Source organism: Marinomonas sp. HM11-D (assembly GCF_057626615.1).
This window is the reverse complement of record NZ_JBMMKT010000002.1, coordinates 353730-368185: the sequence shown is the minus strand read 5'-3', so window position 1 is coordinate 368185 and position 14456 is coordinate 353730. Positions and strand designations below refer to the sequence as shown.

18 protein-coding genes and 1 tRNA gene are annotated in these 14456 nt (G+C 44.7%); 5 read left to right on the top strand and 14 right to left on the bottom strand.

Going from position 1 to position 14456, the window contains the following annotated elements; all coding sequences use genetic code 11:
* The first annotated feature begins 11 nt into the window (after window positions 1-11).
* On the top strand, window positions 12-845 hold the full coding sequence (locus ACOSVP_RS04175; RefSeq protein ID WP_487346229.1) for a hypothetical protein: 834 nt from the start codon (window positions 12-14) through the stop codon (window positions 843-845).
* A gap of 82 nt (window positions 846-927) precedes the next feature.
* On the opposite strand, the gene ACOSVP_RS04170 is transcribed toward ACOSVP_RS04175, so the two are convergent.
* The 3 genes from ACOSVP_RS04170 to ACOSVP_RS04160 form a co-directional block, all read right to left on the bottom strand.
* A tRNA-Ser gene (locus ACOSVP_RS04170) sits at window positions 928-1015 on the bottom strand.
* Between the two features lie 85 nt (window positions 1016-1100).
* A complete protein-coding gene (locus ACOSVP_RS04165) occupies window positions 1101-1583 on the bottom strand; it encodes a TIGR00645 family protein (protein ID WP_487346228.1) in 483 nt (160 codons plus the stop codon).
* A gap of 153 nt (window positions 1584-1736) precedes the next feature.
* Window positions 1737-2303: a nitroreductase family protein gene (locus tag ACOSVP_RS04160; RefSeq protein WP_487346227.1), complete on the bottom strand. Its 567-nt coding sequence runs from the start codon at window positions 2301-2303 to the stop codon at window positions 1737-1739.
* Between the two features lie 97 nt (window positions 2304-2400).
* On the opposite strand from ACOSVP_RS04160, the gene ACOSVP_RS04155 reads away from it, so the two are divergent.
* Window positions 2401-3927, top strand: a complete 1527-nt coding sequence (locus ACOSVP_RS04155) for a guided entry of tail-anchored proteins factor 1 (RefSeq protein WP_487346226.1) — start codon at window positions 2401-2403, stop codon at window positions 3925-3927.
* A gap of 25 nt (window positions 3928-3952) precedes the next feature.
* On the opposite strand, the gene queF is transcribed toward ACOSVP_RS04155, so the two are convergent.
* From queF to ACOSVP_RS04140, 3 genes are read right to left on the bottom strand one after another with little or no spacing between them, the layout of a single operon-like run.
* The gene (gene queF / locus ACOSVP_RS04150; protein WP_487346225.1) at window positions 3953-4765 is read right to left on the bottom strand and encodes an NADPH-dependent 7-cyano-7-deazaguanine reductase QueF; all 813 of its coding nucleotides are present in this window, start codon (window positions 4763-4765) and stop codon (window positions 3953-3955) included.
* Between the two features lie 10 nt (window positions 4766-4775).
* On the bottom strand, window positions 4776-5549 hold the full coding sequence (locus tag ACOSVP_RS04145; protein WP_487346224.1) for an ABC transporter permease: 774 nt from the start codon (window positions 5547-5549) through the stop codon (window positions 4776-4778).
* 1 nt (window position 5550) lies between these two features.
* Window positions 5551-6468, bottom strand: coding sequence for an ABC transporter ATP-binding protein (locus ACOSVP_RS04140; RefSeq protein ID WP_487346223.1), 918 nt, complete (start codon window positions 6466-6468; stop codon window positions 5551-5553).
* Window positions 6469-6522: 54 nt separating this feature from the next.
* Here ACOSVP_RS04140 and ACOSVP_RS04135 point away from each other — a divergent pair, with 54 nt between their 5' ends.
* Complete coding sequence (locus ACOSVP_RS04135; RefSeq protein WP_487346222.1) at window positions 6523-6936, top strand: PA2817 family protein; 414 nt, start codon at window positions 6523-6525, stop codon at window positions 6934-6936.
* A 39-nt stretch (window positions 6937-6975) separates the two neighbouring features.
* Here ACOSVP_RS04135 and fabF read toward each other — a convergent pair whose 3' ends face one another.
* The 7 genes from fabF to ACOSVP_RS04100 form a co-directional block, all read right to left on the bottom strand.
* Entirely contained in the window at window positions 6976-8214 is a 1239-nt protein-coding gene (gene fabF / locus ACOSVP_RS04130; RefSeq protein ID WP_487346221.1) for a beta-ketoacyl-ACP synthase II, read from the bottom strand.
* 101 nt (window positions 8215-8315) lie between these two features.
* The gene (acpP, locus tag ACOSVP_RS04125; protein ID WP_055462884.1) at window positions 8316-8549 is read right to left on the bottom strand and encodes an acyl carrier protein; all 234 of its coding nucleotides are present in this window, start codon (window positions 8547-8549) and stop codon (window positions 8316-8318) included.
* A gap of 135 nt (window positions 8550-8684) precedes the next feature.
* Entirely contained in the window at window positions 8685-9410 is a 726-nt protein-coding gene (fabG, locus tag ACOSVP_RS04120) for a 3-oxoacyl-ACP reductase FabG (protein ID WP_487346220.1), read from the bottom strand.
* Window positions 9411-9430: 20 nt separating this feature from the next.
* On the bottom strand, window positions 9431-10357 hold the full coding sequence (fabD, locus tag ACOSVP_RS04115; protein WP_487346219.1) for an ACP S-malonyltransferase: 927 nt from the start codon (window positions 10355-10357) through the stop codon (window positions 9431-9433).
* A complete protein-coding gene (locus ACOSVP_RS04110) occupies window positions 10354-11304 on the bottom strand; it encodes a fatty acid synthesis protein (RefSeq protein ID WP_487346218.1) in 951 nt (316 codons plus the stop codon). Before ACOSVP_RS04110 ends, fabD begins: the two co-directional genes overlap by 4 nt.
* Window positions 11305-11317: 13 nt before the next feature.
* Entirely contained in the window at window positions 11318-11497 is a 180-nt protein-coding gene (gene rpmF / locus ACOSVP_RS04105) for a 50S ribosomal protein L32 (protein ID WP_487346217.1), read from the bottom strand.
* Between the two features lie 11 nt (window positions 11498-11508).
* Window positions 11509-12060 carry a YceD family protein gene (locus ACOSVP_RS04100; protein WP_487346216.1) on the bottom strand — a complete coding sequence of 184 codons (552 nt, stop codon included), beginning with the start codon at window positions 12058-12060 and terminating at the stop codon, window positions 11509-11511.
* A gap of 113 nt (window positions 12061-12173) precedes the next feature.
* On the opposite strand from ACOSVP_RS04100, the gene ACOSVP_RS04095 reads away from it, so the two are divergent.
* Window positions 12174-12761, top strand: a complete 588-nt coding sequence (locus ACOSVP_RS04095) for a Maf family protein (RefSeq protein WP_487346215.1) — start codon at window positions 12174-12176, stop codon at window positions 12759-12761.
* A gap of 94 nt (window positions 12762-12855) precedes the next feature.
* Here the strand turns inward: ACOSVP_RS04095 and ACOSVP_RS04090 are convergent, their stop codons facing one another.
* Window positions 12856-13863, bottom strand: a complete 1008-nt coding sequence (locus tag ACOSVP_RS04090; RefSeq protein ID WP_487346214.1) for a S49 family peptidase — start codon at window positions 13861-13863, stop codon at window positions 12856-12858.
* 139 nt (window positions 13864-14002) lie between these two features.
* On the opposite strand from ACOSVP_RS04090, the gene ACOSVP_RS04085 reads away from it, so the two are divergent.
* Window positions 14003-14410 carry a MaoC family dehydratase gene (locus ACOSVP_RS04085; RefSeq protein WP_487346213.1) on the top strand — a complete coding sequence of 136 codons (408 nt, stop codon included), beginning with the start codon at window positions 14003-14005 and terminating at the stop codon, window positions 14408-14410.
* The last annotated feature ends 46 nt before the right edge of the window (window positions 14411-14456 follow it).

The following is a 14456-nucleotide window of genomic DNA, read 5'->3' as shown; positions in this document are numbered from 1 at the left end:
TTCGAGATCAAATGGTTAAGTTTGAGGAAGATGAGCTTATGCTTTTTGCTTTAACATTTGGCAAAACATATGACCATCTATGGAATTGGTGTCAATCTGGAGATCAGCTAAGCGATGAGCAAGTTTTTAATCAAATAGGAGTCGACAAGACGAAAACAAACTACCTAATTGATATGAAGGAAAACTTATCTAATCAGATTGTCCCGGAGGCTGAGTTTGAAATTTTATTTAAATTAGATCTTATTAATATTTTTATAATGAAAAAGACATTAATGAGCGAACTAAATATAGGTAATACTTTACCCTTATCCTTCTCCTCCATGAGTATAAAAAAAGAAAAGGAAATAAAAAAATTACGCTTCATTATAAACATAATAAAAATTGGCTCTACAGAAACTAAAAGGGAACTTTTCGAAAGCACATACAGTAAAGTCAATAAGTTACTGTCCATTCATTCAAGCGAATTTTCTTTTATAGAAAAAAATAGATCTGAGCACTTTGACAAATGGCTTCTAAATTATAAAAATAAATCTTGGAATAACATTGAGTCAGTTGAAGACCTCATTTATTTCTGGTTTAAACAACTAGTCACGACTATAAATACATACAAGTCAAGTTTTTTTGAATTAGAGATATCAAAATTGAAGCAGGCTTGGAGCCAAAAAAAGCATAGAGATAGCAACAATGGCAAAAAGGCGTGTTCTTATATGCTAAGCGAAGAGCACATCGAGCTTCTTGAGAAGCTATGTAAAAGAAGCCGACGTAAGAAAAACGAGATGATTGAAATTTTGATTGAAGATGCTTGTGAGCAACTGGGGATCACAAAAAAGCCGCCTAGAATGTAAATTCTAAGCGGCTTTTTTATGCATTACTTTATGCAGTACAAAATCAAAATTCACTCTAGAACCCTTGATTTTGCTAGGGTAATGGCGGTGAGCAAGAGATTCGAACTCTTGATGCCTTTCGACATACACGCTTTCCAGGCGTGCTCCTTCGGCCACTCGGACAGCTCACCAAAACTTTCTGTTCGCTTAAGTGCGAAACGTGGCGCGTATAATAGATTTGAAGTTATTGAAATGCAAGCTTTTTATTGCACCAACTCACTTCTTACGCGTCGCCTTATCCAGCATACCCATAGCAACAGCGGATAACACAAACGTTAAGTGAATAACCACGTACCAAAGAAGCTTCTCGTTTTCGATATTTGCGGCATTCATAAAGATTTTCAGCAGATGAATCGACGAGATCGCCACAATCGAGGCAGCCACTTTGCTTTTGAGTGTATTGGTGTCGAGTGTCCCCAACCATGAGAGCTTTTCTGTGTTTTCGTCCAAATCAATTCGCGAAACAAAGTTCTCATAGCTTGTGAACATAACCATGATGATCAAGCCTGATACCAAAGCAATGTCGATGAGTGAAAGCACTAGCAGTATCAAGTCGGTCTCGCCTACCTCAAAAACGTTCGGCAAAACATGAAAGATCTCTTGAAAGAATTTTATGCCTAGCGCCATCAGGGCCAAACTTAAACCGATATAGATAGGTGCAAGCAACCATCTCGATGCATACATCAGTCGCTCAATCATTGATTCCACTTTTAGATATTCCCATTAAAAAATTAAGTTAAGGTCTGTCAGTAATTATAAGCAAATCAATTAGCTACTTAAAGCTTACAAACAGAAGACCCCCAGCAGGAATGAGGCACTGCTAGGGGTCTTATACAACCTTCGTCGTTACAATTATTCAGTCACGAACGTTAATCGTTGATCAATACCTGTATCTTCAACTGGTTTTACTTCAGCCGATGCCGTGCCGACATAAATAAGCCCTACTACATGCTGATTTTGCGCCAAACCGAATTGTTGTTTTGCCTCATCAGTGAATACCGCTGGGCCTGTGCGCCAGATACCGGCATAACCCAAAGCATTTATGCCAAGCAGCGCCTGTTGCGCAGCGGCCGAAACGGCCATCAGCTGTTCAAATTCCGGCACCTTTGGGTGCTCAACTAGATCCGCGTATACCAAAAGAATGGTTGGGGCACGGTAAGCTTTTTTAATAAAAGCATCCGCTTTATCGTCACTTAATTGCTCTACTTCAGATTTTGCATGCTGCCAATACACTTGTCCCACTTGGCTACGAGCATCACCTTCGTACACTTTAAAGCGCCAAGGTTTTAAGTTGCCATGATCAGCAGCGCGACTTGCCGCATCAAGAATTTCACGCCACTCTGCATGGGTTGGCGCTGGCTCTGTTAGCTGATTATTGGATACACGATCACGCATGAAGCGCAAAAAATCTTTACTCATAGCAATAAAAATTCCGTTAATATCATAGATATACCTAACATAACTAATGTGTTTAGCCTTGTAAATCTAAACGACTCTCATTTATGGAGTAGGCAGTATGGAAAGATGGATACTCTGGCTGTTGCTTGAAGCAGCCACCATTATGACAGTTGCTTCGCTATGGTTCATCTGGCGTGGAGTCGTTTTACGCAAAAAAGCCGTTAAGCAAGAGCCTTCAAGCGCCATCACCACCAACCAAGCTCCAGTTGAAACCACCTCAACACAACTGGACGAAGCGGTCGAACAACCTTTCAAAGCCTTTGCCCAAGCACTTGAGCAACAGGCCAACCACGCCGCCGATCAGTTAATTGAGCTTCGACAATCCAAAAACTATCAACAAATTACCCGCATTAAATTGTGGGGCACCTTGGTAAAAGCTGAGCGATCCATCGTTCTCAATGGAGAAAGCAATCATCCTAAACCTATTTTGAACCGATTTATGGCGAGCATTTTGAATACACTGGAGCTAATTAGATCGAAAAATCTCAGTCAACATAGCCTCACCAAGGCATTGCAAGACATCGATGATGAATTTATCCAAACCAGTGAATTACTAATCTCCAAAGAAGAACTGATTCACAATCAGCGCGAATTGCATCTTGAGCTGCATAAAAGCATTGACTCTAGTGAACACAAACTTAGAAAGCTAAACGTTAAAATAAAAGAGTTAGAGCGCCTTAAAGGTGAGCTTAAGAGTCAGCAAAAGCAAATCGACAAATTGGAACAACACGAAAAAAGTGACGACAAATACGTTGCCACTCAAGCCCCTGAGGAACATGAAACTCAGCAACATTATTCAACCCGTCACCTGCATCAGTTAGAACGCTTATCAAAACGCCAGCAGGCAATTATTGAACACCTACAAGCACAATTAAAAGATTCCGATCACAGACTCGATGACCAAGAGGAACAAGCCGCACAACATATGGCCTTAAGCCGCATTGAGCGCCTGTCAAAAGAGTCAAAGTCTTTGATCGGCCAATTACAAACAGAGTTAGATAGCGCCAATTTATCTATCAACGCTTTAAAACAAGATATCTCTGATAAAGATAAACAGCTAGCAGCCATGGATGCACAGATTAAAGCGGCCGATGGTGACTTATTAGACGAGTTTAAAACCCTCACTTCAAACAAACGCGACACTCTTGAAGCACTGTTAGATGATTTTGCTGCGATTCAATCCGATGATTCCAGTCAAGTTTCTCCACTGTCGCAACAAGAAAAAGAGGTGCGCAACCTTGAACAGATGCTGAAGGAATCGGAAACCTGCGTGCAGCTACTTGCACAAGAGTTAGAAAACGCTGAAGCCGAGAACAACAGTTTACGTGAGCAAATCACGTATGATTTGGCGCAACCCACCAATAACTCGCAACCGAACGAAGTCTCGGAGCTTGGTGCTTTGCGTGAAGAGAATCACGAGCTTGTCAAACAGGTACATGACATGAAAGAGCAACTCATTAATCAAGTATCCGACTCGAGTGAAAAAGCCCTACGTAATGAATACAACAAAAAGAGTCTTGAGCTAGACCGCTTACAACTGGCCTATTCAGATTTGGAAAGAAAGTATTTAGGAACGCTCCGCTAAACCCTAGCGGAGCGTTATGCCAAATTTATTGGCGTGCTAGACGATCGTTGCCGAGGACAATTTCGGACGTTGAGCGGTATGGGTTAATGTCCAAACCACCACGACGTACATAACGGGCATAAACCACCAAACTTTGTGGTTTACAGCGGGTCATAATATCGATAAAGATACGCTCAACACATTGCTCATGGAAATCCGTATGTTCACGGAACGAAGCGATGTATTTAAGCAAGCCCGCGTGATCAATCTGACCACCTTGGTAATCAATAAACACTGAACCCCAGTCAGGCTGGTTAGTCACTGGACAGTTAGACTTCAGCAAGTGACTAACCAAACGCTCTTCTACTTGTTCAGTGTCTTTCACTGTTAGTAGATCTGCATTGGGGTGGTATTCATTAATTTCCACATCGAGATCATCGATGCAGTAATCCGGCGTTAGTACCACCAAAGACTCCATAGCATCGACATCACGAATGATTACCGTCACTGGTGCACCCGCCGCTGCCGATAGATCTGTTTCCAAAATGCTCTGCACTTCAAATTGATCTTCGTAGCGCATTTGATTCAAGGAATTTAAGTAAAGTTTAAATGACTTAGACTCAATGATATTTGGCGATGAACATGGCAAGCGAAACTCCGCCGTTGCCACGATCGGTTTTCCCTTTTTATTTAACCAAGACAGCTCGTATGCGTTCCAAATATCCTCTCCATGGAAGGGCAAACGCTCAGATTCGATGCCCATATCACGCCACTTATCGACACGCGCGATCGGAAACAACAAACCAGGATCATATTCAGAAACGTAATCCGTTTTCTGTCCTAAGGGTAAAAACCCCATGCTCAACACCTCAACTTCTAATGCCTCTGCCACGATTTAGCAGAGTTAAGCCAACATAAAATAAACAAATAATAAACGCGCAGATGATAACCAATGCCCACGTCACGTCAATGTCTGATACACCTAAAATGCCATAACGGAACGCATTGACCATATATAGTACTGGGTTCAGCATAGAAACCCCCTGCCAGAAGTCCGGCAACAGACTAATGGAGTAGAACACACCGCCCAAATACGTCAATGGCGTTAGGATAAAGGTCGGCACAATCGACACATCATCAAAGTTACGCGCAAACAAGGCGTTCACAAAGCCACCCAAGGCAAACATCACCGACGTCAGTATGACAATCAAAATGGTCAGGAATAGATTATGCAGATGCAGATGCGTAAAGAACAACGACAGCACTGTCACCGTTGCACCGACACACAGACCACGTGCAACGCCACCCAACACATAGCCCATTAGCACGACCCAGTTAGGCGTTGGCGACACCAACAGCTCCTGCACACTGTGCTGAAACTTAGCGGAGAAAAACGACGATGCCACGTTCGAGTAAGAGTTGGTAATGACCGACATCATAATCAAACCAGGCACGATAAATTGCATGTAGCTAAAGCCATCCATTTCACCGATACGACTACCGATTAGATTACCGAAAATGGCAAAGTACAGCGTCATTGTGATCGCTGGCGGCAACAGCGTCTGTGGCCAAATACGCATAAAGCGTCGAATTTCACGACGTAGGATGGTGTAAAACGCAATCCAAATTTCACCCGTGGACATGCTACTTACTTCCCTTGATTAATTTAACGAATAGCTCTTCAAGACGATTAGACTTGTTTCGCATACTGACAACCTTGGCGTTTTGCTGGTTTAGATAAGCAAACACGTCGTTGAGGTTTTGCCCCTTCATGACCGACACTTCCACTGACGAGCCATCACCAACAAGCTTCATCTCGTAACCTTCTAATTCAGCGGTTTCGATGGACTCATCTAGATCCAACACAAAGGTTTCACTGCTTAAGGTTTTCAATAGCGCTTTAACACTGGTGTTTTCAACGATTTCACCACTGTTAATAATGGCAATATTGCGGCACAGCTGTTCTGCTTCTTCCAAGTAATGTGTGGTCAGGATGATGGTCGTACCCTGCTCATTTAGTTCTTTGATGAACTCCCACATGGAACGACGTAATTCAATGTCAACGCCCGCGGTTGGCTCATCTAAAATCAACACTTTTGGTTCATGAATCAAGGCACGAGCAATCATCAAGCGACGCTTCATACCACCAGACAGCATGCGGGATTGAGTGTCTTTTTTATCCCATAGATCGAGTTTCTTGAGGTACTTCTCAGCACGTTCTTCCGCAACGTGCATTGGAATACCGTAAAAGCCCGCTTGGGTAACGACTACGTTAAATACCGTCTCAAATACGTTGAAGTTAAATTCTTGTGGCACCACACCTAGATAACGTTTTGCACCAGGGAAATCTTTATCGATATCCACACCAAAGATGCTCACGCTACCGGAAGACTTATTAACCAAGGAACATAAGATGCCAATCGTGGTCGACTTACCGGCGCCGTTTGGCCCCAATAGGGCAAAGAAGTCACCTTGCTCTACATTCAGGTCAATTCCCTTAAGCGCTTCAAAGCCATTGCCGTAACGCTTTTTTAGGTCCTTTATTTCAATAGCATATGCCATAATAACCTTCTTTATTAATACACCTTAAACCCACCAAGATAGGTTTCATTTCTCGTGAGTTCTAGAATCCAATTTATTATTAGCCGCCTACAAACTCTTCAGCAACGTATCCAAGAGCATGATCCATTTGATCGCTCTGAGCTGGCTGAAGAAGAGCAAGATTTCATTAATAAGTGGGGAGAACTAATTACTGCTGGCAACCAAGCTCAAGCTGACTTTCTGTTTGATGCTCAAGAACTGTTAAGTCGCTTTATCCGCTGCTATCCGAACTTGGTTCCTTTGATGCACCGCGAGCTTTTGTATTTTGTCGGTGGCGAATGTTTGCACTTCTTAGGCGATGAAGAACTTGCCTATTACCAACAAATCGACGAGCAACTGTACGATGCAGAGCAAGCTGGAGAGAGCGTGGATATTGCCAAAATGATAGAGGCTAACCGCCCTGCCGCTCAAGGGGAAACCTTGCAATAAAATTTAAGTTTATAAAAAAAGCGGCTAATGCCGCTTTTTTTACATTTTACGGAACACTAAGGTGCCGTTTGTACCACCAAAGCCAAATGAGTTATTCAATACCAACTCTACTTTACGCTTTTGCGCGGTCATCGCTACATAATTCAGATCACAACCTTCACTTGGCTCATCCAAGTTGATGGTTGGTGGCACTAACTGATCGCGAATCGCTAAAACAGAGAAGATGGACTCTACTGCCCCAGCGGCCCCTAGTAAGTGCCCCGTCATGGATTTGGTTGAACTGATCGCCACATCCGAAGCATCCGCCCCCATGAGTGATTTCACGGCTTCTGTTTCCGCTAAATCACCAATCGGTGTCGAGGTACCATGAGCATTGATGTAATCAATTTCATGAGCTTCTGCGCCGGCATCTTTCAGGGCCGCAGCCATCGCCGCTAACGCACCCTCACCGTTTTCTGGTGGCGCAGTCATGTGATGCGCATCATCACTCATACCAAAGCCAGCTAGCTCTGCATAAATGGTCGCACCACGGGCTACGGCATGCTCGTATTCTTCTAATACCAAAATACCAGCACCATCCCCCATGACAAAGCCATCACGATCTTTATCCCATGGACGACTTGCTGTCTTAGGATCATCGTTACGGGTAGACAAAGCACGGGCGGCACCAAAACCACCAATACCCAATGGCGTAATCGCCATCTCAGCACCACCCGCAATCATCACTTCCGCATCACCGTAAGAGATCATACGACCTGCCATACCGATGTTATGCGTACCTGTGGTGCAGGCCGTGACAATTGAAATATTTGGGCCTTGGAAGCCGAAACGGATCGCAACATGACCAGAGATCATGTTGATAATCGCACCCGGAACAAAGAACGGCGAAATGCGTTTTGGTCCCGATGCGTTCAGTAATTCTACATTTTTTTCAATCATTGGCAGGCCGCCAATGCCTGAACCAATGGCACACCCAATACGTTTGTAATTCACGCTATCAGGAGTTAATCCAGCATCTTCTATCGCTTGGACGGCGGCGGCAATGCCATATTGAATAAACACGTCCATTTTACGAGCTTCTTTCACGCTCATATATTGCGATGCATCGAAGTCTTTTACTTGCGCAGCAAAACGAGTTGAGAACTGAGAGGCGTCAAAGTGTTCAATAGCTGACACACCACTTTTGCCTTCAATGATATTGTCCCAAGTGTCTTTTACGTTATTGCCAAGGGGGCTCACCATTCCCATACCGGTGACTACGACCCGACGACGAGACATATGATTCCTCCGAAAACTCCCTTTACTACAGGGGTAAGAATAAGAAAAGCCGCTGTACATACAATACGAGCGGCTTTTCGGAAACTCAGTGCACCAGAGAATTACAAGTTAGCGTTGATGTAATCAATAGCTGCTTGAACAGTGGTGATTTTTTCAGCTTCTTCGTCAGGAATCTCAGTGTCGAATTCCTCTTCAAGAGCCATAACAAGCTCAACTGTGTCTAGGGAATCAGCACCTAGATCGTCTACGAAAGACGCTGCTGGTACAACTTCTTCCTCTTTAACACCTAGTTGTTCGCAAACGATTTTTTTAACGCGTTCTTCAATGCTACTCATTAGAAGTTCCTACTCTACTCGTTAATAGCTCACTTTGAGCATATTATAAAAATTGGTGACACCCAAACTGGGCGTGATTCTCATCATGAACCGGAGACGTATTTTCGTTGAATTCATTACGAATTTCAACTCAAATTACGCCATGTACATACCACCATTGACATGCAATGTTTCACCGGTAATGTAACCTGCTGCATCAGAGGTCAAGAAAGCAACAGCTGCTGCAATTTCTTCTGGCTCACCTAGACGCGCTGCAGGTACTTTAGAAACCAAATTCGCTTTGTGCTCTTCTGGCAGATCTTTGGTCATATCGGTTGCGATAAAGCCAGGCGCCACACAGTTTACTGTGATGCCACGTGAACCAATTTCAGCCGCCAATGAACGGCTAAAGCCTTCCAGACCGGCTTTGGCTGCAGAGTAGTTCGCTTGACCAGCGTTACCCATAGAGCCCACCACAGAACTAATCGTTACGATACGACCAAATTTTGCTTTAGTCATGCCACGAAGACACGCTTTCGTTACGCGGAACACAGATGTCAGGTTAGTGTTGATCACTGTATCCCACTCATCCATCTTCATGCGCATCATTAGGTTGTCACGCGTAATACCCGCGTTGTTTACCAAAATCGTTGGCGCACCAAACTCTTCATTGATTTGCTTGATTACGGCGTCAACTGACTCGTCGTTAGACACGTCTAGCACTACACCCTTACCATTATCGCCTAAGTATTCGCTAATGCTTGTAGCACCCGCTTCACTTGTTGCGGTACCTACTACAGTCATACCATTAGCGACTAGCGCTTGCGCGATGGCTTTACCAATACCACGCGTCGCACCAGTTACTAGCGCAATCTTGCTCATCAAGTTATCTCCAGTCTTTTTTAATTTGCTGTCGCAGCCTCAAAGCCTGCCACATCTCCAATTGCTACGGCGTCTAAACCTTTCACAATTCGCTTGTTTAGACCCGTCAATACTTTACCCGGACCACATTCAACTGTCTTTTCTACACCAAGCTCACTTAGCAAAGCAATAGATTGAGTCCATAAAACTGGCTCACTTAGCTGAGAGACTAGGTTTGCTTTGATCTGAGCCGCATCAGAAACCGCCTGTGCAGACACGTTTTGCACTAGCTTAATCGCAGGCTCTTTGAATTCGATCGCGTTTAGACGCTCGGCAAGTTTCTCACCTGCTGGCACCATTAATTTACAGTGAGACGGCACACTGACTGGTAGAGGTAGTGCACGTTTCGCACCGGCCTCTTTCGCATTTGCCATTGCCACTTCTACTGCTGCGGTCTCGCCAGCAATCACGACTTGACCAGGCGAGTTAAAGTTTACCGCACTCACTACGCCTTCCGTCACAGACGCGCAGGCTGCAATTACTTGATCATCGTCTAGACCAATGATCGCAGCCATGGCACCAGAACCTGCTGGAACTGCTTGCTGCATGTATTCGCCACGCAGTTTAACTAGCTCTACTGCATCAGCAAACTCGATCACGCCTGCACACACTAGTGCAGAGTATTCACCTAGACTGTGACCAGCAACATAAGCTGGCTTATCACCACCTTGCTGCTCCCATAGGCGCCACAATGCCACACTGCTAGTAAGCAACGCTGGCTGAGTTTTATCGGTTTGATTCAGAGATTCTGCATCGTTTTGCACCAAATCCCATAGGTCGTAACCTAGTACTTGAGTTGCTTCGTCAAACGTCGCTTTGATAATGTCGTATTTTTCAGCCAAGTCAGCCAACATGCCTTGCTGTTGTGAACCCTGACCTGGAAACACGAATGCTAATGAAGAATTCATAACACCCCCTGTTGAGTTAATTTTGATTCAATTCGCTTGTATAAATTGGTGCGAGCAATGTCGATACCGTACTCAATCGCACCAATCATGGCTTTCAAATCCGAACGACCATGACCTTTCACTAAATTCCCTTTGATACCCACTAAACAGGCACCATGGCGACTTTCCGCTTGAATCAGCTTTTCAATCGCCGATGTGTCGACCGAATGTTTTGGCAACTGTGACAACAGAAAGACAAACAAGCCTTCTGAAGCTTTTAACACGGCGTTACCCACCATGCCATCGCAGACAATCACATTTTTTTCGCCAGTAAACAGCTCAAACCCTTCTGCAAAACCAGAAAATTTCGGCCAAGACTGCTCCGATAACATCTGGTAGCACTCTTTGATCACTGAGCTGCCCTTACTGGTTTCAACGCCCACGTTCAGTAGCGCCACATTTGCCTCACTATCACTGCGCGCTTCTACGTAAGAAGCCCCCAATAAAGCAAAGCCATTCAACATTTCTGCCGGACAATGCACGTTCGCACCCAAATCCACTAAACAACGTAATGGATTAGGTCGCATCTCTCGAATTAAAGCTGGATAAAGCTTTGGCCGTAACAAGCCAACAATATGACGCGCGAGCGCCACCATAGCCGCCGTATTACCAAAGGTGACCACCACATCGGCTTTTGCATCGGACATATCTGACAAGGCACGATAAATAGTAGCGTCCACTCGCTTAAACAAGGAGCGATCGACGACCTCCATACTGGCAATGGAATCGTGACAAGCGACAGGAATAATTCGAGAAGAAGGCGAATCAACAGGAAATTCGAATTCCTGTGGATCAAAGTAGAAATGCGCCTCGACGTCAGTGAAGGCGGCAACAATTTTTTCTGTTGCTTGGAATGCAATGCGGGGACCTAAGTCCCCGCCCATAGCGTCAATAGCTACCCTAATCATTTGGGGTATCTAATTACTCACCTTTTGGGGTGATTACTTGACGGCCACGGTAAAAACCGTCTGCAGTTACGTGGTGACGACGGTGTAGTTCACCAGTAGTTTGTTCTACAGATAGAGTTGGGTTAGTTAGTGCATCGTGTGAACGGCGCTGGCCGCGACGTGAACGAGTCACTTTACTTTTTTGTACTGCCATTTTTGGAGCTCCTAATTTTTCTTAGCCTTTAATTCGGCCAATATACTAAATGGATTCGGTTTAATTTCGTCATCCGGTGCGTCATCGGTAGACGAGGCATACTTTAGAGCTACTGGGTTGCAACCACTTTCATCGTGATAGGCAACAATAGGTAAAGCGAGAATTAATTCTTGCTCGACCATATCAGCGAGAACGACCTCACCATCGGTCATGACAACGGGATCATAGTCGCCTGGTATGTTCTTAGCGTGGTCTTCGTCATAAACGAAGCACACACACAGATCAACCTCTAGCTCAACTGGGGCCGCTTCCAAGCATCGTTGACACTCAACTTGAACAGTAGCTTTAATTGAACCAGTCGCAATGTAGCGCCTATCTTCATCCACTCTAAAGTCTAGATGAACAAACGCATCCCCTTCATTTGACGCTAAAGCAGCGCTCAACTCAGGAAATTGACTAAGTGGTAAACGCCCCTCTAATGTAACTTCATGCACAGCATGTTTACGAGGGTCAAAGTATTTGGGTAATGTGTCATTCAACATGGCGGGGAATAATATTGCCAAGTCCCATTCTTGTCAAAGAATACTGAGGCTTAATTGGCATTTTTTACGTATTATTTCGTGTCTTAAGTGGAATTAGCTATTTTTTCGACAAAACAAGACTCTAGAAAGCCCATATGACTCAAAAATTGATCTTAGGTTCATCCTCTAAATACCGTCAAAACTTACTTAAACGGCTAGGAATCCCCTTTTCAACTTTGTCGCCGGACATTGACGAAAGTCGATTGGATGCCGAGTTGCCGGAACAATACATCGAACGCGTCACAAAAGCAAAGGCTGAGGCCCTCATAGCACAACTTAATGAGGACTGCATTTTGATCACCTCCGATCAGTGCGCTACCTTTGCTGGAGACATTATTGGTAAACCGCTAACAACAGAGAAAGCCATCGCCCAACTAAAACGATTTAGCGGCCACACCGTAAGTTTTTTAACTGGTTTATACCTCTACAACAGCCGCACTCAACAAAGCCGTTATACACTCTCAGAGTACAAGGTGACCTTTAGAAAGCTAACCGACTATGAGATTGAGCGCTATGTAACTATAGAAGCACCACTCGACTGCGCTGGCAGCTTTAAGTGCGAAGGGCTTGGGGTGGCTTTATTTGCCAAGATGGAAGGCAGTGATCCAACCTCACTAGAAGGCCTACCTTTAATAGAAACTTGTGAAAGTTTGCGCCAACTAGACCTAGACCCTCTGGCTTAGCAATCCAACTCTGGCCTAGCAACAAAACCATGGTACAGCAACAAAAACGGAGGCATCCGCCTCCGTTTGATTTTCCAATGCTCACTATCTCTTACTAGCGCATATCAAACAGTAGAGATTTCACGCTAGCACTAAACTCAACACCAAGCTGTTTTGCTACTCGCTCCCATGGCTCTTGGTAAGGACTGTAATAAGCAGGCGTCAAACCAGCAAACTCTGTATTGAGTAATTGCTGTGCGTAACCAAACTCATCCGCTAAACCATTACGAACCGCTTGCGCACCGGTAAACACCATACCGGTAAACATTTGCGGATCGTTCTGCAGACGATCACCACGCCCTTCTTTTACCGCATTAATAAACTGCTGATGGGTTTCATCCAAAACTGCTTGCCAGCTTTTCTGCGCCTGTTCGGTCATAGGCGAGAACGGATCCAAAAAGGCTTTATTCTCACCTGCGGTGAACAATCGGCGCTTCACGCCAATTTTCTCGATCAACTCACTGGCTTCAAAGCCGCCAGAAATGACGCCAATAGAACCTACTAAGCTGGCCTTGTCGACAACAATCTTGTCAGCCGCTGAAGCAATGTAGTAGCCGCCAGATGCCGCCATATCTTCCACGGCAACCACCACAGGAATCTCAGGATATTGAGCGCGGTACTGCATAATCGCATCATGCAAAATGCCAGAATGCACCGGACTACCGCCAGGACTATTCATTTCTATCAATACCGCTTTATTGGTCGAGTCAGCATAGATTTCATCAAACAAAGGCACGTAGTCGTTGGCATCAATTTCACTTTCCGCACCTATGGTGCCCTGCATGCGAATCACCGCCACACTGTCTTCCACTGAGACTTCATCCATATCAGCCTTCATAAAGGTAGCCACTAGGATGCCAATGAAGACAAATAGGTAAACGAAGCGGAAAAAGATTTTCCAACGACGCGCTCGGCGCTTTTCAACAACCTGCGAGCCCAACACTTCTTTTAATGCCTCAATCACCTTGCTATCCGAATGCTCATCAGATTGCTTAGCAGGTCGCTTCTCTTCATTTTGCTCAAGCTGACCGTTTTTTTGATCGTCTTCTTCGTTCCAAGCCATGCATCACTCCATTTGGCCTAATCGTTACTTTCTAGAGTAGACCGTAAAACAAAAATACGACGCTTTAATGCGTCTAAGCCTTAAGTAAACACTGATTGAAGTGTAACATAGCGCCATTTACAGAAATAAGGACTTAATAGTGAGCTATTCATTCGAAGATTTGACCGAAGGCCTAAGCGCAAGCATTGAAAAAACTGTCACAGAACAAGACGTTCAAGCCTTCGCTCAAGTAACAGGTGATACTAACCCTGTTCACCTAGACGCCGAGTATGCAGCAACCACCAGCTTTGAAAAGCCTATTGCACACGGCATGCTAACCGCTGGCTTTATTTCAGCGGCGATTGGCACCAAGCTTCCAGGACCAGGCTGCATCTACCTAGAACAAACGCTTAAGTTCCGTGCCCCAGTATTTATTGGTGCTACTGTTACCACAACGGTCACTGTGAAAGAGTTGAATGAACGTCGTCGTCGCGCTGTGATCGAAACCGTCTGCACGGTAGAAGGCAAGAAAGTGGTGACCGGTGAAGCCACTATTATGATTCCTTAAGTTGAGTCACTGCTTAGAATGCAAAATGCCGCTTCACTGTTTCAGT